The sequence below is a fragment of the Acidimangrovimonas pyrenivorans genome (assembly GCF_042643245.1).
Lineage (GTDB): Bacteria > Pseudomonadota > Alphaproteobacteria > Rhodobacterales > Rhodobacteraceae > Acidimangrovimonas > Acidimangrovimonas pyrenivorans.
This window is the reverse complement of the sequence record NZ_JBHRSK010000017.1, coordinates 210,814-231,849: the sequence shown is the minus strand read 5'-3', so window position 1 is coordinate 231,849 and position 21,036 is coordinate 210,814. Positions and strand designations below refer to the sequence as shown.

Sequence of the window (21,036 nt, the reverse complement as noted above, 5' to 3'; positions counted from 1 at the left end):
AGGGGCCTCGGCCCTCGAAACGAAGGACAGAGGGGCGGCAACGCCCCTCCAAGAACAGAACACGGACAGGGAGAGACAGGTGGCCAGAACACGCGCCAGCGATTTCGAGGAAAAGCGCCACGGCCTGCTGCTGGATGCCGCGCGCGTCTTCGCCAGCCAGGGGATGGAAAAGGCCTCGATGTCGCAGATCGCCACCGAGGCGGGCGTGTCGAAATCCCTGCTCTATCACTATTACCCGTCGAAGGACGCGCTGATCTTCGCCATCATCCACGCCCATCTCGAGGAACTGGAGGCGGCACTGAAAGACGCCGACGACCCCACGCTGCCGCCGCATGACCGGCTGCTCCGGCTGGTCTCGACGGTGCTCGAGGCCTATCGTGGCGCCGATGACCAGCACAAGGTCCAGCTCAATGCCGGGCCGGCGCTGTCGGAGGAGCAGAAGGCGAAGATCACCGAGATGGAGCGCCAGATCGTGCGCCATTTCTCGATCGCCCTGCGCGACATGCACCCCGAGCTCGACCAACCCGAGCGGCCGCTGCTGATGCCGGTGACGATGTCGCTGTTCGGGATGATGAACTGGGTCTACATGTGGTTCCGCGACGGCGGCCGGATCAGCCGCGAGGACTATGCCGGCATCGCCACGACGCTGATCCTGGAAGGGGTCAAGGCGGTGCGGTGAGGCCCGACGGCTCGCAGCTTCCTCCGCCAGGGCATAGGGCAGGACTTCCGGGCGGATCTGTAGCCGCGATCTCGCACAAGGCCTCTCCGTCCGCTTCTTGCCCATTTTACGCCAGCCACTTGGCGCAACATGAGCAGGGCAAGCGGCCTGCCCGTGGGATGGCGCCCGCAACCGTCGAGCTTCGCGCTTTATGGCAGCCAGGCCCCTCCTGGCTCTGAGCGAAGCGCGCTGATGGCCACAGCGCCAGCCCGCCGGAACGGGCAGGCGCTCGCCCTGCGCGGGTCCCGCGCGCACCGGGCGATTGCACAAGAGGCGCGCCCCGGCCCTATCCCTCCGCCGGCAGCGGCCAGGTCTTCGCCACCATGGTCAGCACGTCGTATTGCGCCACCACCTCGTCGTCCTGGTTGGTCACCCGGCAATCCCAGCGCACTTCGCCGTGGTCGGCATTCTCGCGCGGGTTGATCTCCTTGCAGGTCAGCCGGACCTTCAGGCTGTCGCCGAAATAGACCGGGGTCAGGAAGCGCAGGTTGTCGACGCCGTAATTCGCCAGCACCGGGCCCGGCGCCGGGTCGACGAACAGGCCGGCGGCGAAGGAGGCGATCAGGTAGCCATGCGCCACCCGGTCGTCGAAGAACGGGTTCGCCTTGGCCGCTTCGCTGTCCATGTGGGCATAGAAGGTGTCGCCGGTGAAATGGGCGAAATGCTCGACATCCTCCTCCGTGACCTCGCGCGCCGCGGTGATGATCTGGTCGCCGATCCGCAGCTCTGCCAGCGACTTGCGGAACGGGTGCCTGTCGGACCGCACCGGCGCGCCGTCGATCCATTGCCCGGTGACGGCCGAGAGCAGCCCGGGCGCGCCCTGCACCGCGGTGCGCTGCATGAAGTGCTTGACGCCGCGCATGCCGCCCATCTCCTCGCCACCGCCGGCCCGGCCCGGGCCGCCATGGACCAGCGGCGCCAGCGGCGAGCCGTGACCGGTCGAGGACTTGGCCGAGGCGCGGTTGCCGATCAGGACCCGTCCGTGCCAGGGGGCGAGGCCGAGAATGATCTCCTCGGCCACCGCCGGCTCGTCGGTGAACAGCGACGAGACCAGCGAGCCCTTGCCCTTGCGGGCCAGCGCCACCGCCTCATCGGCATCGCCATAGGCCATCACCGTCGCCACCGGGCCGAAGGCCTCGACCTCGTGCACCGCCGTCGCGCCCATCGGATTGTCGCAACGCAGCAGCACCGGGCTCAGGAAGGCGCCCGTCTCGGCGTCGCCCGAGACCAGGTTGACCTCGTCAGGGTTGCCCGAGACGATCTCGGCCTCGGCCTGCAGCGCCCGGATCTTGTCGCGCACGCTGTCGCGATCCTTGAGCGAGGCCAGCGCCGACATCCGCACGTTCTCGTCGTCCGGCAGGCCGACCGGGGTCTGGCCCAGCCGCGCCGACAGCGCCTCGATCACCGCCTGCTCGTGTTCCCGCGGCACCAGGACGCGGCGGATCGCGGTGCATTTCTGCCCCGCCTTGACCGTCATCTCGCGCACCACCTCCTTGACGAAGAGGTCGAATTCAGGCGTGCCCGGCCCGGCATCAGCGCCCAGGATCGCGGCGTTGAGGCTGTCGGCCTCCATCGTGAACCGGGTCGAGTTGGCGATCACCGCCGGGTGGCTGCGCAGCATCTGGCCGGTCGAGGCCGAGCCGGTGAAGGTGACGATGTCCTGCCCGGTGACATGGTCGAGCATGTCGCCGACCCCGCCGCAGACCAGCTGCAACGCGCCGGCGGGCAGGATCTCCATCTCGAGCATCCGGCGCACCACCAGTTCGGTCAGGTAGGCGGTCTGCGAAGCCGGCTTGACCAGGCAGGGGACGCCGGCGATCAGCGACGGCGCGATCTTCTCCAGCATGCCCCAGACCGGGAAGTTGAAGGCGTTGATATGGATGGCGACGCCCTGCAGCGGGGTCAGGATGTGCTGGGCCGAGAAGCTGCCGTCGCGCGACAGCGGCTCGACCGCGCCGTCGGTCAGCACCCGGGTGTTGGGCAGCTCGCGCCGGGCCTTCGAGGCGAAGGTCAGCATCGTGCCGATGCCGCCGTCGATGTCGATCCAGCCGTCCTTGCGGGTGGCGCCGGTGGCGTAGTTCTCGTCGTAGAACGCGTCCTTCATCTCCATCAGGCGGATGCCGATCTCCTTCAGCATCAGCGCCCGCTGGTGGATGGTCAGCTTGCGCAGCGCCGGGCCGCCGACCTCGCGGCCCCAGTCCAGCGCGCCCTTGAAGTCGAGGCCGTCCGAGCCGATGAAGGCGACCGTCTCGCCGGTGGCTGCATGGGCGAGCGGCTTGCCCGCGCCCTCTCCGGCGCGCCAGTCCCCCAGCACATAGCTTTTCAGACGGCGCGGTTCGCGAGCCGTATCCAACATGGCGTTTCCTTCCTGTCCCTGGGGCGCCCGCCGTGATCGCGGATCAAGCCGGCGCCCGTCTTCCTGTTGCGCTTCAGGCCAGCCCGAGGCCGGCCAGCCGGTCGTTAACGGCCTCTTCCCACGCGGCGCGAAGGGCTTCGTTCGGGCGCTGGCGCAGGCCCATCCGGGCCAGCCGCGCGTGGCGCTCGGATTGCGGCGCGCCGAAGGTCTCGGCCACGCGCGGCCGCCAATAGGCGATCGCGGCGCGGGCCTCGTCCGCCCCGGCGGCGTCGGCCGCGATCCGCTCCAGCCCTTCCAGGCCAAGCTCCATGTGCCGCCGCTCGCGCGGGGCGATCTCGCGCAGCACATCGGCTAGCGGCGTGTAGGAGCAATGGCTGAGTTCCTCGAGCTGGAGGCCGGTCGCCAGCCCCATCAGCACGTTCATCACCACCGCGTCGGTCCAGCCCTCGAGCGGGTAGTGGAAGACCGACAGCCGCATGTCGCCGCCCTGCCGCCGGGCATCGACATAGGCGTCGCGCGGGCTGCGGGCGGCCCAGTCATGCGCCTTGTTGTAAAGCGCCTTGTCGGTGCCGAAGCCCTCCATCAGGTCGAGCACGCGCTCGGCATGGTCGGCCTTTTCCAGCACGATCCGGCTGGCGGCGATGCGCTCCTTGATCCCCGGCGCCCAGTTGATCGCATCGGCGAAACCGGCGGAACCCGCCAGTTCGCTGTCGACGAAGGAGGACATCAGCCGCAGAAGCTCGGCCCGGTAGCGCGGCGGTGCGTTATCGGGCGCGGTCAGCTTGCCGCCCTGGGCCAGGTAATCCCCGATCGGCATCGTCTCGGCTGCGGTTTCTGCTGCGGTTTCCGGGGCATCATTCGTCATAGCTCAGCACCACCTTGTCCGACAGCGGCACGCATTGGCAGGACAGCACGTAGCCCGCCCGCACCTCGTAATCCTCGAGCGCGTGATTGACCTCCATCTCGACCTCGCCCTCCAGCACCTTGGCGCGGCAGGTCGAGCAGACCCCGGCCTTGCAGGAATAGGGCGCGTCCATCGCGTTCTCGATGGCGGCGTCGAGCAGCCGCGTGCCGTCCTTGGGCATGGTGAAGCTGCGCGTCGTGCCGTCCAGCGTCACCGAAACGGCGCAGCTGTTGGCGCTGCCCGCCGCCTGCTGCGAGACGACCCGCTGCTTCGCCCGGCCCGGCTGGGACGAGGCGAAGAGTTCGAACTTGATCTGGGCGTCGCTCAGGCCGTGCGCCTTGAGCGATTCCGCGATGGTCAGCATCATCGGCTCGGGGCCACAGATGAAGGCGGTGTCGACCGATGCGGCGTCGATCCAGACCCGGAACAGGGTTTCCATCTTCTCGGCATCGATCCGGCCCGAGAACAGGTCGATCTCCTGGCTTTCGCTTTCCAGCACATGGATCACCGACAACCGGCCGAGATGGGCGTTCTTGAGGTCTTCCAGTTCCTCGCGGAACATGATCGAGCCGATGGCGCGGTTGGCATAGACCAGGGTGAAGCTCGATTTCGGCTCGCGCGCCAGCACCGTCTTGATGATCGACAACAGCGGCGTGATGCCCGAGCCGCCGGCGAAGCCGAGGTAGTGCTTGGCGGCCGAGGCGTCGAGCGGGGTGTGGAACTTGCCCATCGGCGGCATCGCGTCCAGCACGTCGCCCGTCTTCAGCTCCTCGTTGGCCCAGGTCGAGAAGGCGCCGCCCTCGACCCGCTTGATGCCGACGCGCAGGCAGCCCTCGTCGAGCCCGGCACAGACCGAGTAGGAGCGGCGCAGTTCCTCCCCGTCGAAATCGCGGCGGAAAGTCAGGTATTGGCCTTGCGTGAATGCGAACGCGTCGGCGTCGGCGTCACGCGGCTTCAGGGTCACGACGACCGCGTCGCGGGTTTCGCGACGGATGTCGGTCACTTCCAAGGGGTGGAATCGGGACATTCGGGCCTCTCCTCCTCGGGGCTCAGATGCATTTGAAATAGTCGAAGGGCTCAAGGCAGTCCTTGCAGCGATAGGATGCCTTGCAGGGGGTCGAGCCGAACTGGCTGACCTTCTCGGTATTGGTCGACCCGCAGCGCGGGCACTCGATGACCAGGTTGGTCTCGCCCGACAGCCGCGCCGCCCGAGCCGCCAGGCGGCCGTCCGAGGCGGTGCCTTCCACCGGCGGGGCGATGCCGAAGGCTTTCAGCTTGTCGCGGGCCTCGGGCGCGATCCAGTCGGTGGTCCAGGCCGGCGACAGGCGCCGCTCCAGCCGCAGCTTCCCGATCCCCTTCTCGCGCAGGTGGCGCTCGATCTCGAGGTCGATGAAGGCGGTGGCCGGACAGCCGGAATAGGTCGGCGTCACGGCGACGACCAGCGTGTCGCCGTCCCAACGGACATCGCGGACGATGCCCAGCTCGGTGACCGAGACTACCGGGATCTCGGGGTCCGGCACCTCGCCCAGCCATTGCCAGACCTGATCGGTAGTGGGCAACACGGCGGTCATGCGCTTACCAGGCCGCGCCGGGATAGGCACGCTGCAGGAACTGCATCTCGGCCAGGATATAGCCCAGATGCTCGGTATGCCGCCCGGTCTTGCCGCCCAGGTGGACGTCGGCCTTGGCCTCGGGCAGCGCCAGCGTCGCCTCGCCCAGCACCTCCTGCACCGTCGCCAGCCAGCCGTCGCGCAGTTCCGACGGCAGCGGCGCGATGCCGGCCTCGGCCACCTTGGCGTCGACCGCGTCATCGGCGAACATCTCGCCGGTATAGGGCCACAGCCGGTCGAGCGCCGCCTGCATCCGGGCATGGCTCTCCTCGGTGCCGTCGCCGAGCCGGATCACCAGGTCGGACGAGCGTTCGAGGTGATACGAGACCTCCTTCAGCGCCTTGGCGGCGATCTCGGCGACGCGCGGGCTGGCCGAGCGGGTCAGCCGGGTCAGCAGGTCGTAATGGAAGGCGTCGAACAGGAACTGGCGCATCAGGGTCAGGCCCATGTCGCCGTTCGGCAGCTCGACCAGCTTGAGGTTGCGGAACTGCGCCGCGTCGCGCAGATAGGCCAGATCGTCGGCCGAGCGGCCGGCACCCTCGACCTCGCCGGCCAGGCCGAGCCACATCTGGGTATGGCCGATCAGGTCGAGCGCAGTGTTGGCCATCGCGATGTCCTCTTCGAGGATCGGCGCGTGGCCGCACCATTCCGAGACCCGGTGGCCGAGGATCAGGGCGCTGTCGCCCATCCGGCACAGCCAGTCGAAGAAGGCGGGCTTGAGGGCGGCATCGCCGACAAGGGGATCGGCCGCCGGGGCGATCGTGTCAGAGACGGCGGTCATCACATGTGCCCCACTTCATCCGGGATGTCGAAGAAGGTCGGGTGGCGATAGGCCTTGGACTCGGCCGGATCGAACAGCGGCCCCTTTTCCGAGGGCGCCGAGGCGGTGATGTCGTTCGACTTCACAACCCAGATCGAGACGCCTTCCTTGCGCCGGGTATAGACGTCACGGGCATGCAGGATCGCCATCTCGGCATCGGGCGCGTGCAGGCTGCCGACATGGCGGTGGTTCAGCCCGTGCTGCCCGCGGATGAAAACTTCCCAGAGCGGCCATTCCTTGGACATCGCTTCTCCTCCTCTCATTCCGCCGCGACAGCGCCCGCGGCGCGGCGCTTGGCGGCTTTTTCCGAATAGGCGGTCAGACCGTCGCGGAACCAGGCGCCGTCCTCCCAAGCCTTGACCCGGGCTTCCATCCGCTCCTGGTTGCAGGGGCCATTGCCCTTGAGCACCTCGAAGAACTCGGTCCAGTCGGGCTGGCTGAAGTCGTAGCCCTGCTTTTCCTCGTTCCATTTCAGGTTCTCGTCCGGGATGGTCAGGCCGAGGTATTCCGCCTGCGGCACCGTCTGGTCGACGAATTTCTGCCGCAGCTCGTCATTGGTGTTGATCTTGATCTTCCACGCCATCGACTGGGCGCTGTGCACCGAGTCCTTGTCCGACGGCCCGAACATCATCAGCGACGGATACCAGAAGCGGTTGAGCGCATCCTGCGCCATCGCCTTCTGCTCCGGCGTGCCCTGGGCCATCTTCATCATGATCGAGTAGCCCTGGCGCTGGTGGAAGCTCTCTTCCTTGCAGATGCGGATCATCGCCCGGCTGTAGGGCCCGTAGGAGGTGCGCTGCAGCGGCACCTGGTTCATGATCGCGGCACCGTCGACCAGCCAGCCCACCGCGCCGATATCGGCCCAGTTCAGCGTCGGGTAGTTGAAGATCGACGAGTATTTCATCTGGCCGCTGTGCAGCTTGTCGAGCAGCTCGTCGCGGCTCACCCCCAGCGTTTCGGCCGCCGAGTAGAGGTAGAGGCCGTGGCCCGCCTCGTCCTGGACCTTGGCCAGCAGGATCGCCTTGCGCTCCAGCGTCGGCGCGCGGGTGATCCAGTTGCCCTCGGGCAGCTGCCCGACGATCTCGGAATGGGCGTGCTGGCCGATCTGGCGGACCAGCGTCTTGCGATAGCCCTCGGGCATCCAGTCCTTGGGCTCGATCTTCTCGCCGTTGTCGACGCGGTCCTGGAAGGCCAGCTCTTCCGGCGACATCTCCTCGCGCGGCTTCGAACCTTCCGATTTCACCATCTGCGCATACATGGGTCGATCCTCCTCAGATGCGTTCCAGGATCAGGGCGATGCCCTGCCCGACCCCAACGCACATCGTGCAGAGCGCATAGCGCCCGCCGCTGCGGTGGAGCTGATTGGCGGCGTGCAGCACGAGCCGCGCGCCTGACATGCCCAGCGGGTGGCCCATCGCGATCGCGCCGCCATTGGCATTAACATGGGGCGCATCGTCCGGCAGGCCAAGTTCGCGCAGCACCGCGAGGCTCTGCGCCGCGAAGGCCTCGTTCAGTTCGATCACGTCCATCTGGTCCAGCGTCAGCCCGGCCCGCGCCAGCACCTTGCGCGTGGCCGGCACCGGGCCGATACCCATCACGCGCGGCGGCACGCCGGCCGCCGCCATGGCGACGACGCGCGCCCGCGGGGTCAGGCCGTTGGCCTTGGCCGCGGCCTCGGAAGCGACGATCACCCCCGCCGCGCCGTCGTTGACGCCCGAGGCATTGCCCGCCGTCACCGTCAGCTCGGGCCCGTTGACGCCCTTGAGCCTGGCCAGTTTCTCGGCGCTGGTGCCGGGGCGCGGATGCTCGTCGGTATCGACGACGATGGGATCGCCCTTGCGCTGGGGAATGCTGACCGGGACAATCTCTTCAGCAAAGACCCCGGCCTTCTGCGCCGCGCCCCAACGCGCCTGGCTCTGGGCGGCGAAGGCGTCCTGGTCGGCGCGGCTGATATTGTAGTCCGCGGCGACGTTGTCGGCGGTCTGCGGCATCGAGTGGCTGCCATGGGCGGCGTGCAGCTTGGGATTGGTGAAGCGCCAGCCGATGGTGGTGTCGTACATCTCGGCATTGCGGGAGAAGGCGCCGGTGGCCTTGGCGACGACGAAGGGCGCGCGGCTCATGCTCTCGACCCCGCCGGCCAGCATCAGGTCGGCATCGCCGGCCCGGATGCTGCGCGCCGCCAGCCCGATCGCGTCCATGCCCGAGCCGCAGAGCCGGTTGACCGTGGTGCCCGGCACCTCGACCGGCAGCCCGGCCAGCAGCGCCGCCATCCGGGCGACGTTGCGGTTGTCCTCGCCGGCCTGGTTGGCGCAGCCGAGGATGACGTCGTCGACGCTTTCCCAGTCGACCGAGCCGTTGCGCTCCATCAGCGCCCGCAGCGGCACCGCGGCCAGATCGTCCGCCCGCACTGCGGACAACGCCCCGCCATAGCGGCCGATCGGCGTGCGCAGCGCGTCGCAGACAAAGGCTTCCGACATTCTCTTCCTCCCGAACTCCCTCCGGCCCACAATTTACCGACCGGTCGGTCACTCTTATACAGAGAAACATATCACGCGTTAAGAGGATTTTCGCATTCCCTCGTGATGCTTTTCGAGATTGATGACTTCCTCCGGAAAATCAGGGGCTTGGCTGGCGAGTTCCCGTTCAAGCCGGCCGCAACGCAGCCGCGTCTCCTCGGTCTGCTCGGGCAGCGGCCCGGCCGAATCATGGAAACTGCGGCCGATATGGGCGTCGGCCGCCTCTGTCAGCGCCAGGTAGGTCCGCACGAAGAGCCGCCGCGCCGCCGCGCCCGACCAGCCCTCGGGCCAGGCCGCCCGCGGCAGCCGCGGATCGGCCAGCGCCGCCTGGCGGTAGAGGTGAACCAGCCGCAAGCGCAGCGCCAGGGCCAGCGGTGGCGCCGGGCGGGCACCCTCTGCCAGCGCCCCGGCAACCGGCGCGAAGACATCCAGGAAGGCGCGATAGGCGGCGGCGACCTCCTCGACCGGCCAGTGGCGGGCGGCGAAGTCCGGCACCCGCTCGGCCCCGGCGACGGTTTCGGCCGAGAGCAGCAGGCCCGGCGGCCGGGCGACGTCGCCGCGATTGGGGGCCAGCGCCGTCTCGGGGCCGGTCTGGGCCCAGCCGGGCAGGCTTGCCGCCCGCACCGCCCCCTCGCCCAGCGCCAGCAGCCAGCCGGTCGGCAGCGGCGGCGGCGCGTAGAGCACCCGCGCCGCACCGGCGAACTCGTCCAGCGCCGCCGGGGTCAGCCGGTAATAGCTCTTGCGCCCGATCCGCTCGCCTTCCAGCTGGCCGCCGCTCACCAGCCGCGACACGGCGGTGCGGACAAGGCTTTCGCTGATGCCGTGATCGGCGCAGCACTCGATCAGGGTGCCCATCCACAGCGTGCCGCCGCGCGGGCCGACCACGTCGCCATAGATGGTGACGATCAGACCCGCCGCCCGGGGCGGATCGCCCTCCAGCCCTTGGCGCAGCGCCGCCGGGGCGGCCCCGATCACGTCCAACTTCCGCGGCATCACCGCCTCGCTCCTGCTCTCACGTCACGGAAAACTACCATTTCCGCGGACGAGTGTCATGCTTGATCGACAGGCGGCCGCGTCGACAGGCGTCGGAGATCAGAAGTAATGGCGCAATTGCAGATAGGCGGTCGTCGGCTCGGCGCTGTAGGGGGCGCCGCTGCCGCTGGCGGGCAGGCCGCCGAACTCGGTGCCGCGCCGCCCGACCGGCGCCTGGGCACCGAGGATCAGCGTGGTGTTGTCGCTCAACGACCAGTCGGCCTCGGCGGTAAGGTAGAAGCTGCCGTCGTTCAGGTTGGCGATGACGCCGGGCGAGACAGTCAGCAGCGGCGTCCATTCCCAGGACAGCCCGCCGGCGAGATAGTCGCGCGACACGGTATAGAGCTGGCCACGCAGCAGCCGGGCCGAAAGGTCGGCGGGCAGACCAGCCAGTGCGTTCCCGGTTCCGGAAACGCCGAAGCCGTTATGGAAATACTCAGCGTAGTAAGTGGCGTTGCGGCCGGCGAGCGTCATCGCGCCGCTGATATTGAGCAGGCCCGAAACCTTGGTCGGCCCGGCAGCCTCGTAAGTCGGCACGATCTCGGCATTCCAGGTCGCGCCGCCCAGCGGGCCGGAGAGGCCCAGCCCGGCGGTCCAGTCGCCGCGGTCGCGGGCGGCCAGCAGCGACAGGCCGAGCGATCCGATGCTGCGGTGGTAATGCAGTGCATAGGTGCTGGCACTGCCGCTGATCGGCCCGCCCCCGGCCGGCTTGCGCGGGGCGGCGACGGCCTGCAGGTCGGACCCGTCGTTGAACAGCAGCTGGGCATAGACCATGTCGACGCCGGGCTTGTATTCGGTATCGACCGCGTTGGGGGCGAAGGGATCGACGAGGTCCATCGGGTGGAACACCTGCCCCGCGCCCCAGGTCAGCGCCTGGCGGCCGATACGGAGGACGAAATTCGGCGTCGAGTAGCCCAGCGACAGCCGGTCGATGCGCTGTGTCAGCTGGCGGTCGCCGCTGTCGGTGAGCGTGTCGGACAGGTCGAACAGGGTCGCGGGCGGCGGCGCGGGCAGCAGGGCGGCCTTGCTGCGGTCCAGCGCCACGCCGCGGCCGGCGGCACCGCTCAGGACGTAATGCAGGCTGAAATCCCATTGCCCCCAATGCGGTTCCCATGTCAGTCGCAGATTGCCGTGCAGGTCGGCGCGCGACCGGGTGCCGAGGAAGGCATCGACGCTGTCGGCCTTCGACGTGGCACCGAGGCCGGTGAATTCCAGCCGCCCGTGCAGGCCATTGTCGGCCCGGGCCGGGGCGGCCAGCCCCAAGCCGGCGACGAGGCTGAGCGCGAGGGCGAACAGGCTATTGCGCGGCATCGGCCAGGCTCCCGGTCGTATCGGCGGTGATCCTGCCGTCGACCATCTCGAGCCGGCGGCGGGCACGCTCGATGACGCGGCCGTCATGGGTGCCGATCAGGAAGGTGGTGCCCGAGCGGGCATTGAGCTCGGCCATCAGCGTCACCAGGTCGTCGGCGGTCTTGCTGTCGAGGTTGGCGGTCGGCTCGTCGGCCAGCACGATCGCCGGCCGCGCCACCAGCGCCCGGGCGACGGCGACGCGCTGCTGCTGACCGCCCGACAGGTGCGAGGGGCGCCGGTCCTCCATCCCCGCCAGCCCGACATCGGCCAGGGCGGCGGCGGCACGGTCGCGGCGTTCCTTGGCGCCGACGCCGAGCAGTTGCAGCACGAACTCGATATTCTCCAGCGCCGACAGCACCGGGATCAGGTTGTAGGCCTGGAAGACGAAGCCGATCTTGTGCAGCCGCAGCTCGGCCAGATGGGCGGTATCGAGCCCGCCCAGCTCCTCGCCATCCACCACCACCGTGCCCGAGGTCGGCCGGTCGAGCCCGCCGATCATGTTCAACAGCGTCGTCTTGCCCGAGCCGGACGGGCCCGACAGCGTGGCGAAATCGCCCGCCGCGATGTCGAGGTCGAGGCCGTTGACCGCCGGCACCTCGATCGCACCGTCGCCATAGATCTTGGACACGCCGCGGCAGGTGACGATGGCACGGTCCGGGGTTTGGGCCTGCGAGGGATCAGGTTGCATGGCTCATGGCCTCCACGGGTCTGGAATGGGCCGCCTTGCGCGCGGGCCACAGCGCGATGACGACGCCGAGGACCCAGACGAGGAGCGACATTTCGAAGAATTCGGACGGGGCGAGATGCGGGTAGAGGACATGGCCGGCGCCGACGAACTCGGCCCCGCGGGCAAGGAAACCAAGGTCGATGCCGCCCTTCAGCGCCGCGATGGTGGCGCCCGAGGCGACCATGCCGATGATGACGCCGACCCCGATCAGCAGCGCCGATTCCAGCAGCACCTGCGCCAGGATCAGCCGCGGTCGCATCCCCAGCGCCTGCAGCAGGCCGAACTCGCGCACGCGCTCGAACACCGCCATCAGCTGGGTGTTGACGATGCCGATCGCCATGAAGACGAACATCACCCACAGCCAGATATAGACGAAGGCGGTCATGAAGCTGTCGACGGCGGCGGCCAGCGGCGCCAGTTTCTTCCACGGCTCGACATCCAGCTTCGGCGCCGCGGCGCGCAGCCGGGCGATCTCGGGCGCCAGCGCAGCGCCATCGGCGAGGCGGAAGCTGATCTCGGAGATGCCATCGCCGATGCCCAGCATCTGCTGCGCCGTCTCGATGCCGGTGAAGGCATAGCTGTCCTCGGCCGACTGGTTGCCGGCAAACAGCCCCTTCACCTGGTAGGCGCGCTGGGCAAGGCTGCCATCGGCGCTCTGCGCCATCAGGATGACGCGTTTGCCGACCCGCGTCTTCAGCCGCTGGGCCAGGTGGCGGCCCAGCACGATTCCGGGATCATCGTTGCCGCTCAGATAGCTGCCCTCGACGATCTGCTTCGGCAGGAACGAGATCGCCCGCTCGGATTTCGGCTTCACCCCCAGCAGGGTCAGCGGCAGGGTCTTGTATTCGCTCTGGATCACCGCCGGCACGCGCACCCGCTCGGCCCAGCCCTGCACCTGCGGCACGTTCAAAGCGGCGGTCAGCCCGGCATCGGGCGGCGGCATCCGGCGGTCGACGACCGGATCGTCGAGGTAGCCCCGGGCGTGGATCTGGCCGCTGCCGGTCAGCAGGTTGAGCTGGGCGTCGCGACTCGACTGCGCCCAGGCGTCGAGCAGCGCGGCGAAGACGAGGATCGAGTAGAGCCCGACGGCGACGACGACCAGGGTGATCGCGGTGCGGCGCGGGTTGCGCCACAGGTTGCGCCAGGCCAGCGGGGCGATGAGTTTCAGGGTTTCCATCACGCCGCCCTCATTGCCTCTACCGGTTCCAGCCTGCGGATGCGCCGCATCGGGATCAGCCCCGCCACCGCCACCGAGGCGACGATGACTACGGGTCCGACCAGCGCCGAGACCCAGCTCAGCTCGGGGAACAGCCGTCCGGGCAGGCCCCATTGCGCCATCAGCCCCTCGAAGGCGCCGACGGCGATGCCGGCATGGCCGTACCACAGCGCCAGCCCGCCGCCGAGGATCACCCCGGCGACGGTGCCGATCAGCGCCAGCAGGATCAGCTCGAGCCACAGCATCCGCCCGACCAGCGGCGCCCGCATCCCGATCGCCATCAGCATGCCGAACTCGCGCGTCCGCTCGAGCACGGACATCAGCAGGGTGTTGAGGATGATGAAGACGACGACGACGACAAGGCTGACATACCACAGCATCGAGGTCGAGAAATCGAGGGTGATCGCCTGTTTCAGCCCGGGTTGCAGCCCGCCCCAGTCCTCGACGGTCAGGCCGCTGGCCCTGGCCAGCCGGTCGAGCCGCGGCAAGGCGGCGTTGACCGCGCCGAGACTGGGGCCGACCAGGGCGACGGTATTGGCGGTGTCGCCCATGGCAAAGCTGGCCTGGAACCGGCTCAGCGGCATCTCCGCGATCTGGCGGTCGAGCTCGTTGATGCCGGTGTGGTAAATGCCGACCAGGGTCAGGCTGTCGGCGGCGATGGTGCCGTCGAGGGCCGAGCCCAGCAGGGTCACCTTGTCGCCGAGCTTGAGCTTGAGGTTGCGGGCCAGCGCATCGCCCAGCACCACGGCGCCGGTGTCGCCCGGCTTCAGGTAGCGGCCCTGCTTCACCGTCGTCGCCAGGGTCGAGACCCGCTGCTCGCGCTCCGGCGACACGCCGACGATGGCGGCGCCGTAGCTGCGTTCGCCGTTGGCGAGGATGACATAGGAGGTCGCGCGCGGCGCGGCGGCCGTGACGCCCCTCACCGTCTCGGCCTTCGCCGCCAGCGCCTCGGGATCGGCGATGGTCTTGCGGATATCGGGATCGTCGGCATAGCCCGGCGGCTGGATCCGGGCGAAGCCGTCGAAGATGCGCAGGGCGTTGGACTTCATCGTGTCATAGACGCCCAGCTGGAACGACAGCATGAAGACGAGGAGGGCGGCGGCCAAGGCCATGGTCAGCAGGCTCAGCGCGGTGCGCATCGGCTGCCGCCACAGGTTCCGCCATGCCATTTCGAACAGCATCTCAGTCCCGCGGGTTCTGGAGGTTGGAGCGGGTGAAGACGTAGGCCGGGATCGGGATGTTGAACCGCGCCTGCGTCGTGACCAGCTGCGTCCACTGCCCCTTCTTGTTGGCCGGCCGCATCGTCACCACCACCGGGTAGTCGCGGCCGCCGATCCGGCCGACCTTGTCGGTCGTCATCTGGCGCACGACCTTCATGTCCTGGTCGAAGAAGGTCTCCTGCAGCAGCACGCCGTCGTCGCGCACCTTGGCCTGCTGCTTGCCCCAGACCACCGGCGCGCCGGGCTTGGGCAGCGCCTCGACCGTATAGACGGTATGGCCGCCGGCATGGCCGCTGCCGACGATCTTGTGCGTGTATTCGGTCAGGATGTCCTCGGCCTTCGACAGGTCGTTGTAGGAGAAATCCGATCCCATCCAGGACTGCGCCAGCATCGAGGCCGGCAGCTTGATCACTTGGTTGAGCTTGGGATTGAAGATCAGCGTCGTCTTGCCCAGCTTGAGCGTGGCGTTGCCGGCGTCCTTGGCCGGGGCGGTGAAGCGCACCAGCGCCTTGTCGTGCCCCTGGGTCCAGCCCTTCATCGTCAGGTGGCGCTCCCAGCCCGGCCGGTGAATGGTCATCGTCACCGTGGATTCGGACGAGTTGGCGCGCCAGTTGTCGAAAGCGGCGCGCAGCAGCGCGGTGGCATCCGCCGCCAATCCCGCCCCGGCGCTGAAGGCCAGTGTCGCAGCCCCCAGAACCACCGCCGCCGCGCCTTTCGCGATGAGCTGTTTCATCCGCTGCCCTCCTTGCCATGCCCCGCCCCGGCAACAGCCGGGCCCGAGCAGTCTACCAATATCCGCACCAATATTGTGGACCGGGTGGTCCACACCTCTGGTCGATACGCCCGACGAGTGCTACATGTCAAGCCATGAGCCGCCCCCGTTTCGATAAACTCGACCCCGCGCGCCAGCAGCGCCTGTTCGACAACGCCGCCGAGGAATTCGGCGACAAGGGCTATGACGGGGCCTCGCTCAACCGGATTCTCGAACGTTCGGGGATGAGCAAGAGCTCGCTCTACTACTACTTCGACGACAAGGCGGACCTGTTCACCACGCTGGTCGAACGCTCGGTCGGCTTCATGCTGCGCGAGATCGGCGGCTTCGATCCCGCCGACCTGACCGCCGAGACCTATTGGAGCGAGATGGAGGCGCTCTATCGCCGCTCGGTCGGGATGATGAACAAGAGTACCTGGTACGTGAAGATGGGGCGGATGTTCTACCGGCTGCGCGGCGACCCCAAGAAATCGGCGCCGACCGGGCGCCTGTTCCAGGCGGCACGGCACTGGGTCGGCGTCATCGTCGCCCGCGGCCAGGAACTGGGCGTGGTTCGCCGCGACCTGCCCGACTCGCTGCTGATCGACAGCGCGATGGGGCTGGGCGAGGCGCTCGACCGCTGGATCGTCGCCCATTGGGACGACTACAGCCCCGACGAGCGGCTGCAGATGGCCGAGCAGCATATCGGCCTGTTCCGCGCCCTGCTCGCCCCGCCGGTCGCGCCTGCGGCCGACTAGCGGCACCGCTGGCCCCGGCACTGCCCCCGCGCTAACAAGATGGCATGACACCAACCGGCGATACCTCCGCCCTTTCGGCGGCCCTCGACTACCTGGCGCGCGGCTGGGCGCCGGTGCCGATGGCGCCGCGCAGCAAGCGGCCGCTGGTGCCGTGGCGGGCCTACCAGGACCGCGCCCCGGGCGAGGCGGAGCTGCGCGGCTGGTTCGCCCGCTGGCCCGCGGCCGGTGTGGCGCTGGTGACCGGCGCCGTTTCCGGGCTGGTGGTGCTGGATCTCGACCCCGGCCATGGCGGCGCCGAGTCGCTGGCGGCGATCGAGGCGCGCCACGGCCCGCTGCCGGAAACGATCGAGGCGCTGACCGGCGGCGGCGGCCGGCATTTCTACTTCGCCCATCCCGGCGGCGAGATCCGCAACCGCGCCGGGCTGGCGCCGGGGCTCGACCTGCGCGGCGACGGCGGCATCATCATCGCCCCACCCTCGATCCATCCCAGCGGCAATCCCTATCGCTGGCGCCCCGGCCACGCCCCGGGCGAGGTCGCGCTGGCGCCGATGCCGGTCTGGTTGCTGCGGCCGCGCTTCGGTCCCGGGGACCGGCCCGGCCATTCCGTCGCCCATTGGCGCGAGCTGGTCCACCAGGGCGTGGCCGCCGGCCAGCGCAACGCGACCCTGGCCTCCTTCACCGGCCACCTGCTGTGGCACGGCGTCGACCCCGACGTGGTGCTGGAACTGCTGCTGGCCTGGAACCGGACCCGCTGCCGCCCGCCGCTGGCCGACGAAGAAGTGATCCGCACCGTGCGCTCGATCGAGCAGACCCACCGCCGCAACCGCGCACCCGGCGCGGAATAGCGGCCACGCCCGTCGCGGTTCTTGCGCAAAATCAAAGTAATGTCGCCCCGGGCCGATAGGCTGCCCGCATCAAGGACAAAGGTGCCCCGTGGACCCAGCAGACGACCGTTCCTTCCCGCGCGCCCTGGCCGATGCCCTGGGCCGCCTCGTCTTTCCCACGGTCGCCCTTTTGCTGGCGGCCGGGGGCGTGGCCCATTTCGCCGCCCGCCCCGAATTGACCGAGCTGCTGTGGATCGCCGGCACCGTGCTGGCGCTGCTGGCCATGCTGGTCGATATCGCGGTCCACCTGCGGCGCGGCGAATTCGGGCTCGACCTGATCGCGGCGCTGGCGATGGCCGGGGCGCTGGGGCTGGGCGAATACCTGGCCGGGATCATCATCGCGGTGATGTTCACCGGCGGCGAGGCGCTGGAAAGCTATGCCCAGCGCCGCGCCCGGCGCGAGCTGACGGCGCTCTTGGGCCGGGTGCCGCGCAGCGCCGCGCGCTATCGCGACGGCGCCATCGAGGAGGTGCCGCTGGAGGCGCTGGCGGTCGGCGATCGCGTCCTTGTCCGCCATGGCGAGATCGTCCCCGCCGACGGCACGGTCAGCGGCGGTGGCGCGGTGCTGGACGAATCCGCCCTGACCGGCGAGGCGCTGCCGGTCCATCGCCGGGACGGGCAGGCGGTGATGAGCGGCTCGGTCAACTCCGGCGACCCGTTCGACCTCGAGGTCTCGGAACGGGCCGAGCAGTCGACCTATGCCGGCATCATCCGCATGGTCCGCGCGGCGCAGCTGGCCAAGGCGCCGATGGCGCGGCTGGCCGACCGCTTCGCGCTGGCCTTCCTGCCGCTGACGCTGGCGATCGCCGGCGGCGCCTGGCTGGTCAGCGGCGACCCGACGCGGGCGCTGGCGGTGCTCGTCGTCGCCACCCCCTGCCCGCTGATCCTCGCCGTCCCCGTCGCCATCATCGCCGGGGTTTCGCGCTGTGCCAGTCGCGGTGTGCTGGTCAAGGGCGGCGTCGCGCTGGAAACGCTGGCCCGAGTCCGCACCGTGATGCTGGACAAGACCGGCACGGTGACCGGCGGCAGCGCCCGGCTGGTCGACCTCAAGGTCCGCGACGATCAGGACCCGGCCGAGATCCTGCGCCTCGCCGCCGCACTCGACCAGGGCTCGCAGCATGTCGTGGCCGAGGCGCTGGTCGCCGCCGCGCATGAGCGCGGGCTGGCGCTGGAAACCCCGGCGGAGACGCGCGAGACCCCCGGTGCCGGTATCTCGGGCCGGATCGGCGCCCGGCGGGTGGCGGTCGGCGGCTGGGATTTCGTCACCGCCGATCTGCCCGTCTCGCGCTTTCAGGACGAGATCGGCAGCTGGATCCGCAAGGAGGGGACGGTCAGTGTTCTCGTCGCCGTCGAAGGCGATCTGGTCGGCGCCTTCATCCTGGCCGACGAGGTCCGGCCCGAGGCCGGCACCGTGCTGCGCCAGCTCCGCGCCGCCGGGGCAGAGCGCATCGTTCTCGCCACCGGCGACCGCGCCGACATCGCCGAGAATGTCGGTTCGTTCCTCGGTGTCGACCGGGTGATCGCCGGTATGCGACCGGCCGACAAGATCGCCAATGTCGAGGCCGAGAAGCGCGCCCACGGCCCGGTGATGATGGTCGGCGACGGGGTCAACGACGCCCCGGCGCTGGCGGCGGCCGATGTCGGCGTGGCGATGGGCGCGCGCGGCGGCGCGGCCTCGTCCGAAGCGGCGGACGTCGTCATCGTGCTCGACCGGCTCGACCGCGTCGCCACCGCCATCGGCATCGCCCGGCGCTCGCGCAGCATCGCCCTGCAAAGCGTCTATGCCGGCATGGGGCTGTCGGTGACGGCGATGATCGTCGCCGCCTTCGGCTACCTGACCCCGGTCGAGGGCGCGATCCTGCAGGAAGCCATCGACGTCGCCGTCATCCTCAACGCCCTGCGCGCCCTCGGCCCCTCGGTCCGGACCCGCTTCGGCCGCGCCCGGATGCCGTCGGGCGAGCTCGAATCTCTGGAAGAGGAACATCGCGAACTGATGGACGTGCTCGACGCGATCAATGCCGCCGCCGAGCGCGCCCGGCGCATCCCCGGCTCCGAGCTGCTGCTCGAGCTGGAGGCGCTGGAGACGATGCTCAACGAGCGGTTGCTGCCGCATGAGGTCAAGGACGACCGCGAGGTCTATGCCCGCATCCGCCGGGGCACGGCCGATGCCGACGCGCTGGCCGGAATGAGCCGGACGCATATGGAAATCCACCGCATGGTGCGCTCCCTGCAGACGATGCGCGAGGCGATCGGCGGCGAACCGAGCGAGATCGAGCGTTACGAGTTGCAGCGCCTGCTGCACGGGCTGGCCGCCATCACCCGGCTGCATTTCGCCCAGGAAGAGGAAATCTACCGCTCGCTCGAGGCCGGCTGAGCCGCGCCCCACGCGTCCGGCCCGGCGCCTTGACCTGCATCAATGCCGGTCGCCGCACAACCTGCCATTGAAAGGCCGCAATTCGCCGGCAGATTTCGGCGAGACCTGGAAACCCGCCCAAGCGAGCCCGGCCCGATGATTTTGTCCCCCCGTTCTTTTCAGCCCGCGCTTCCCTGCCCGCCGGAAGCCGACCATGCCCCCTGCCCCTGCCGCGCCCTGATCGAGGAGCGGATGGCGCCGGACCCGAAGGCCGTCCTGGCCGCCTTTCTCGACCTCGACGTGACCGAGACGGAGATCGCGCGCTATTTCGGCATCCCGCAAGCCTGCATCGAAAGCTACCTCGCGGCCTAGGGAGCGGCCTAGGGGGCGGCCTCCGGGTGGCCTCTCCCGTCGCGGCAGGTTGCCGGCTGGCCCCGCCTGCGATCCTTCAGGCAGGCCGCGCGCTCATGCCCCCGACCCGAGCGCCGGGATGGGATCTGCCGCCTCGAAGTTCATGAAGTCCCTGCGCAGCCGCCTGGATTGGCGCTTGGCCTTGCTGTTCCACGCCAACTGGCCAAGAGACACGGCAAGACGCCCGAGCCGCGCCTCGAAAGAGAGCTGCGCCCGCCGGTCCTGCCGGTGCCGGGCCTCGTAGTCCGCCAGCAGCTCCGCACGGCCGTCACGCAACAGGCCGCGGACCAGCTGCGGCTGCTGCCGCAGACCTTCCGCCAGGATCGAGAAGCCCGACAGCACCCCCTTGGTGACGGTCGTGAAATAGAGCCGGCGCGCGCTGGCCAGCGCAAGCAGATCGGTGAGGGTGTCCAGATTCGCGTCGAATGCATTGTCCCGCGCGAGGGAATGCAGCGATTGCCCGCCCGTCTCGGGGACATCGAAAAGCGTCATGATCCGGGCACAGCCCCGCAGCAGTTCCGGCGCCTCGGCCTGCACCGCCCGGCTGTCGGTGCAAAGCAGCACGCGCCGCCCCCGCAACGCCGGCGCGATCCGTCTCAGGAACCTGCGGTAATCCGTCTGGTAGTCGCTGTGCCGAACGTGCACCGCGTCATAATCCGCCCCGAGCCTCTCGAGCCTTCGAAGGATTTCCGACGCCACCTCTTCGCTGAAGGCAAGATGGCGCAACAGGTTGAGCGCCGCCACGCCGCCGCCGCCCTGCTCGTAGACCAGCAGGTCCTCCCGGTGGTCGCGCGAGAAGTCGAACAGGACCGGAAGATCGCCGCCATCGAGCCGGAACCTGTTGTCAACGAAACTTGTCCGATAGCTCGCCAACCGCCCCGCCACCTCGGGAGGGACGACATACTGGAGCCGGTCGAGCGCCGCGGCGACGTCCTTCGACCATGGCAGCAGCTCCGGACCGAAATGCGGCAGGGGCTTGAAATAGCGGTGGAAGTCGTCCTTGAGCCCGCCCCGGCTCATGTCGACGACAAGACGGCGCCGGTGTTTCGCGGCATAAGCCCGGCACGCCTCGAGCTGAACCAGCGCATCGTTCAATCCACCTCGCGGACGACACAGCAGGAATTTTTCGGAAGTCATTCGTTCAGTCCCGGCATTCGCTGGATCACATCAGCCCCGCGGCCTCCCGGCCTTGGCCCCGGCCCGTGCAGCGGCGACGATCCCACGAGCTCTGCGTCAATCGCGCGATTTCAGGTGCTTGCGGCACAACAATGCATAGCCTTCCATCCTTGAATTTCAAAGCTTTTCTCCAGCCCCTGCAAACTCTCGCCGAGCCCGGCCGGGCCCGTTGTAGCGTTATACGGCGATGGCGGCCCCCCGTCTTCAGGGAGGTGCAGCTGCCGCTCCGCTCGC

The 21,036-nt window shown here is 69.2% G+C and carries 20 protein-coding genes; 5 read left to right on the top strand and 15 right to left on the bottom strand.

The window, feature by feature from the left end:
* Positions 1 to 79: 79 nt before the first annotated feature.
* Positions 80 to 679 carry a TetR/AcrR family transcriptional regulator gene (locus ACFOES_RS19265; RefSeq protein ID WP_377835031.1) on the top strand — a complete coding sequence of 200 codons (600 nt, stop codon included), beginning with the start codon at positions 80 to 82 and terminating at the stop codon, positions 677 to 679.
* A 325-nt stretch (positions 680 to 1,004) separates the two neighbouring features.
* Here ACFOES_RS19265 and paaZ read toward each other — a convergent pair whose 3' ends face one another.
* From paaZ to ACFOES_RS19195, 14 genes are all read right to left on the bottom strand, one after another.
* Entirely contained in the window at positions 1,005 to 3,074 is a 2,070-nt protein-coding gene (gene paaZ / locus ACFOES_RS19260) for a phenylacetic acid degradation bifunctional protein PaaZ (protein ID WP_377835029.1), read from the bottom strand.
* Between the two features lie 73 nt (positions 3,075 to 3,147).
* Positions 3,148 to 3,939: a Phenylacetic acid catabolic protein gene (locus ACFOES_RS19255; RefSeq protein WP_377835027.1), complete on the bottom strand. Its 792-nt coding sequence runs from the start codon at positions 3,937 to 3,939 to the stop codon at positions 3,148 to 3,150.
* The gene (gene paaE / locus ACFOES_RS19250; protein WP_377835026.1) at positions 3,929 to 5,005 is read right to left on the bottom strand and encodes a 1,2-phenylacetyl-CoA epoxidase subunit PaaE; all 1,077 of its coding nucleotides are present in this window, start codon (positions 5,003 to 5,005) and stop codon (positions 3,929 to 3,931) included. The genes ACFOES_RS19255 and paaE overlap by 11 nt, the downstream gene beginning before the upstream one ends.
* Before the next feature lie 22 nt (positions 5,006 to 5,027).
* Positions 5,028 to 5,549: a 1,2-phenylacetyl-CoA epoxidase subunit PaaD gene (gene paaD / locus ACFOES_RS19245; RefSeq protein ID WP_377835024.1), complete on the bottom strand. Its 522-nt coding sequence runs from the start codon at positions 5,547 to 5,549 to the stop codon at positions 5,028 to 5,030.
* 4 nt (positions 5,550 to 5,553) lie between these two features.
* Positions 5,554 to 6,369 carry a 1,2-phenylacetyl-CoA epoxidase subunit PaaC gene (gene paaC / locus ACFOES_RS19240; protein ID WP_377835022.1) on the bottom strand — a complete coding sequence of 272 codons (816 nt, stop codon included), beginning with the start codon at positions 6,367 to 6,369 and terminating at the stop codon, positions 5,554 to 5,556.
* On the bottom strand, positions 6,369 to 6,653 hold the full coding sequence (paaB, locus tag ACFOES_RS19235) for a 1,2-phenylacetyl-CoA epoxidase subunit PaaB (RefSeq protein ID WP_377835021.1): 285 nt from the start codon (positions 6,651 to 6,653) through the stop codon (positions 6,369 to 6,371). The genes paaC and paaB overlap by 1 nt, the downstream gene beginning before the upstream one ends.
* A gap of 14 nt (positions 6,654 to 6,667) precedes the next feature.
* Positions 6,668 to 7,666, bottom strand: a complete 999-nt coding sequence (paaA, locus tag ACFOES_RS19230) for a 1,2-phenylacetyl-CoA epoxidase subunit PaaA (protein ID WP_377835020.1) — start codon at positions 7,664 to 7,666, stop codon at positions 6,668 to 6,670.
* A 13-nt stretch (positions 7,667 to 7,679) separates the two neighbouring features.
* Positions 7,680 to 8,885, bottom strand: coding sequence for a 3-oxoadipyl-CoA thiolase (gene pcaF, locus ACFOES_RS19225; RefSeq protein WP_377835018.1), 1,206 nt, complete (start codon positions 8,883 to 8,885; stop codon positions 7,680 to 7,682).
* 78 nt (positions 8,886 to 8,963) lie between these two features.
* A complete protein-coding gene (locus tag ACFOES_RS19220; protein WP_377835016.1) occupies positions 8,964 to 9,917 on the bottom strand; it encodes a PaaX family transcriptional regulator C-terminal domain-containing protein in 954 nt (317 codons plus the stop codon).
* Positions 9,918 to 10,016: 99 nt separating this feature from the next.
* The gene (locus tag ACFOES_RS19215) at positions 10,017 to 11,267 is read right to left on the bottom strand and encodes a hypothetical protein (protein ID WP_377835014.1); all 1,251 of its coding nucleotides are present in this window, start codon (positions 11,265 to 11,267) and stop codon (positions 10,017 to 10,019) included.
* Positions 11,254 to 11,994: an ABC transporter ATP-binding protein gene (locus tag ACFOES_RS19210; RefSeq protein ID WP_377835012.1), complete on the bottom strand. Its 741-nt coding sequence runs from the start codon at positions 11,992 to 11,994 to the stop codon at positions 11,254 to 11,256. Before ACFOES_RS19210 ends, ACFOES_RS19215 begins: the two co-directional genes overlap by 14 nt.
* Positions 11,984 to 13,210, bottom strand: coding sequence for an ABC transporter permease (locus tag ACFOES_RS19205; protein ID WP_377835010.1), 1,227 nt, complete (start codon positions 13,208 to 13,210; stop codon positions 11,984 to 11,986). The genes ACFOES_RS19210 and ACFOES_RS19205 overlap by 11 nt, the downstream gene beginning before the upstream one ends.
* A complete protein-coding gene (locus ACFOES_RS19200; protein WP_377835009.1) occupies positions 13,210 to 14,418 on the bottom strand; it encodes an ABC transporter permease in 1,209 nt (402 codons plus the stop codon). Before ACFOES_RS19200 ends, ACFOES_RS19205 begins: the two co-directional genes overlap by 1 nt.
* A 13-nt stretch (positions 14,419 to 14,431) precedes the next feature.
* The gene (locus ACFOES_RS19195; protein ID WP_377835008.1) at positions 14,432 to 15,202 is read right to left on the bottom strand and encodes an outer membrane lipoprotein-sorting protein; all 771 of its coding nucleotides are present in this window, start codon (positions 15,200 to 15,202) and stop codon (positions 14,432 to 14,434) included.
* A gap of 134 nt (positions 15,203 to 15,336) precedes the next feature.
* Between ACFOES_RS19195 and ACFOES_RS19190 the strand changes: the two genes are divergently transcribed.
* From ACFOES_RS19190 to ACFOES_RS19175, 4 genes are all read left to right on the top strand, one after another.
* A complete protein-coding gene (locus tag ACFOES_RS19190; RefSeq protein ID WP_377835006.1) occupies positions 15,337 to 15,978 on the top strand; it encodes a TetR/AcrR family transcriptional regulator in 642 nt (213 codons plus the stop codon).
* A gap of 44 nt (positions 15,979 to 16,022) precedes the next feature.
* Positions 16,023 to 16,823 (top strand): bifunctional DNA primase/polymerase, encoded by an 801-nt coding sequence (locus tag ACFOES_RS19185; RefSeq protein ID WP_377835005.1) that lies wholly within the window; start codon positions 16,023 to 16,025, stop codon positions 16,821 to 16,823.
* A gap of 88 nt (positions 16,824 to 16,911) precedes the next feature.
* Positions 16,912 to 19,236, top strand: coding sequence for a heavy metal translocating P-type ATPase (locus ACFOES_RS19180; protein WP_377835003.1), 2,325 nt, complete (start codon positions 16,912 to 16,914; stop codon positions 19,234 to 19,236).
* 141 nt (positions 19,237 to 19,377) lie between these two features.
* Positions 19,378 to 19,587 carry a hypothetical protein gene (locus tag ACFOES_RS19175; RefSeq protein WP_377835002.1) on the top strand — a complete coding sequence of 70 codons (210 nt, stop codon included), beginning with the start codon at positions 19,378 to 19,380 and terminating at the stop codon, positions 19,585 to 19,587.
* Positions 19,588 to 19,680: 93 nt separating this feature from the next.
* Here ACFOES_RS19175 and ACFOES_RS19170 read toward each other — a convergent pair whose 3' ends face one another.
* Positions 19,681 to 20,763, bottom strand: a complete 1,083-nt coding sequence (locus ACFOES_RS19170) for a hypothetical protein (protein WP_377835000.1) — start codon at positions 20,761 to 20,763, stop codon at positions 19,681 to 19,683.
* Positions 20,764 to 21,036 lie beyond the last annotated feature (273 nt).

What these genes read in the sequence shown, in the direction of transcription:
- ACFOES_RS19185 (WP_377835005.1), top strand. Translation starts at nt 16,023, where the DNA reads ATGACACCAACCGGCGATACCTCCGCCCTTTCGGCGGCCCTCGACTAC.
- paaC (WP_377835022.1), bottom strand. Translation starts at nt 6,369, where the DNA reads ATGACCGCCGTCTCTGACACGATCGCCCCGGCGGCCGATCCCCTTGTC.
- ACFOES_RS19215 (WP_377835014.1), bottom strand. Translation starts at nt 11,267, where the DNA reads ATGCCGCGCAATAGCCTGTTCGCCCTCGCGCTCAGCCTCGTCGCCGGC.
- ACFOES_RS19170 (WP_377835000.1), bottom strand. Translation starts at nt 20,763, where the DNA reads ATGACTTCCGAAAAATTCCTGCTGTGTCGTCCGCGAGGTGGATTGAAC.
- paaA (WP_377835020.1), bottom strand. Translation starts at nt 7,666, where the DNA reads ATGTATGCGCAGATGGTGAAATCGGAAGGTTCGAAGCCGCGCGAGGAG.
- ACFOES_RS19220 (WP_377835016.1), bottom strand. Translation starts at nt 9,917, where the DNA reads ATGCCGCGGAAGTTGGACGTGATCGGGGCCGCCCCGGCGGCGCTGCGC.
- ACFOES_RS19205 (WP_377835010.1), bottom strand. Translation starts at nt 13,210, where the DNA reads ATGGAAACCCTGAAACTCATCGCCCCGCTGGCCTGGCGCAACCTGTGG.
- ACFOES_RS19210 (WP_377835012.1), bottom strand. Translation starts at nt 11,994, where the DNA reads ATGCAACCTGATCCCTCGCAGGCCCAAACCCCGGACCGTGCCATCGTC.
- ACFOES_RS19200 (WP_377835009.1), bottom strand. Translation starts at nt 14,418, where the DNA reads ATGGCATGGCGGAACCTGTGGCGGCAGCCGATGCGCACCGCGCTGAGC.
- paaB (WP_377835021.1), bottom strand. Translation starts at nt 6,653, where the DNA reads ATGTCCAAGGAATGGCCGCTCTGGGAAGTTTTCATCCGCGGGCAGCAC.
- paaZ (WP_377835029.1), bottom strand. Translation starts at nt 3,074, where the DNA reads ATGTTGGATACGGCTCGCGAACCGCGCCGTCTGAAAAGCTATGTGCTG.
- ACFOES_RS19195 (WP_377835008.1), bottom strand. Translation starts at nt 15,202, where the DNA reads ATGAAACAGCTCATCGCGAAAGGCGCGGCGGCGGTGGTTCTGGGGGCT.
- paaE (WP_377835026.1), bottom strand. Translation starts at nt 5,005, where the DNA reads ATGTCCCGATTCCACCCCTTGGAAGTGACCGACATCCGTCGCGAAACC.
- paaD (WP_377835024.1), bottom strand. Translation starts at nt 5,549, where the DNA reads ATGACCGCCGTGTTGCCCACTACCGATCAGGTCTGGCAATGGCTGGGC.
- ACFOES_RS19190 (WP_377835006.1), top strand. Translation starts at nt 15,337, where the DNA reads ATGAGCCGCCCCCGTTTCGATAAACTCGACCCCGCGCGCCAGCAGCGC.
- ACFOES_RS19255 (WP_377835027.1), bottom strand. Translation starts at nt 3,939, where the DNA reads ATGACGAATGATGCCCCGGAAACCGCAGCAGAAACCGCAGCCGAGACG.
- pcaF (WP_377835018.1), bottom strand. Translation starts at nt 8,885, where the DNA reads ATGTCGGAAGCCTTTGTCTGCGACGCGCTGCGCACGCCGATCGGCCGC.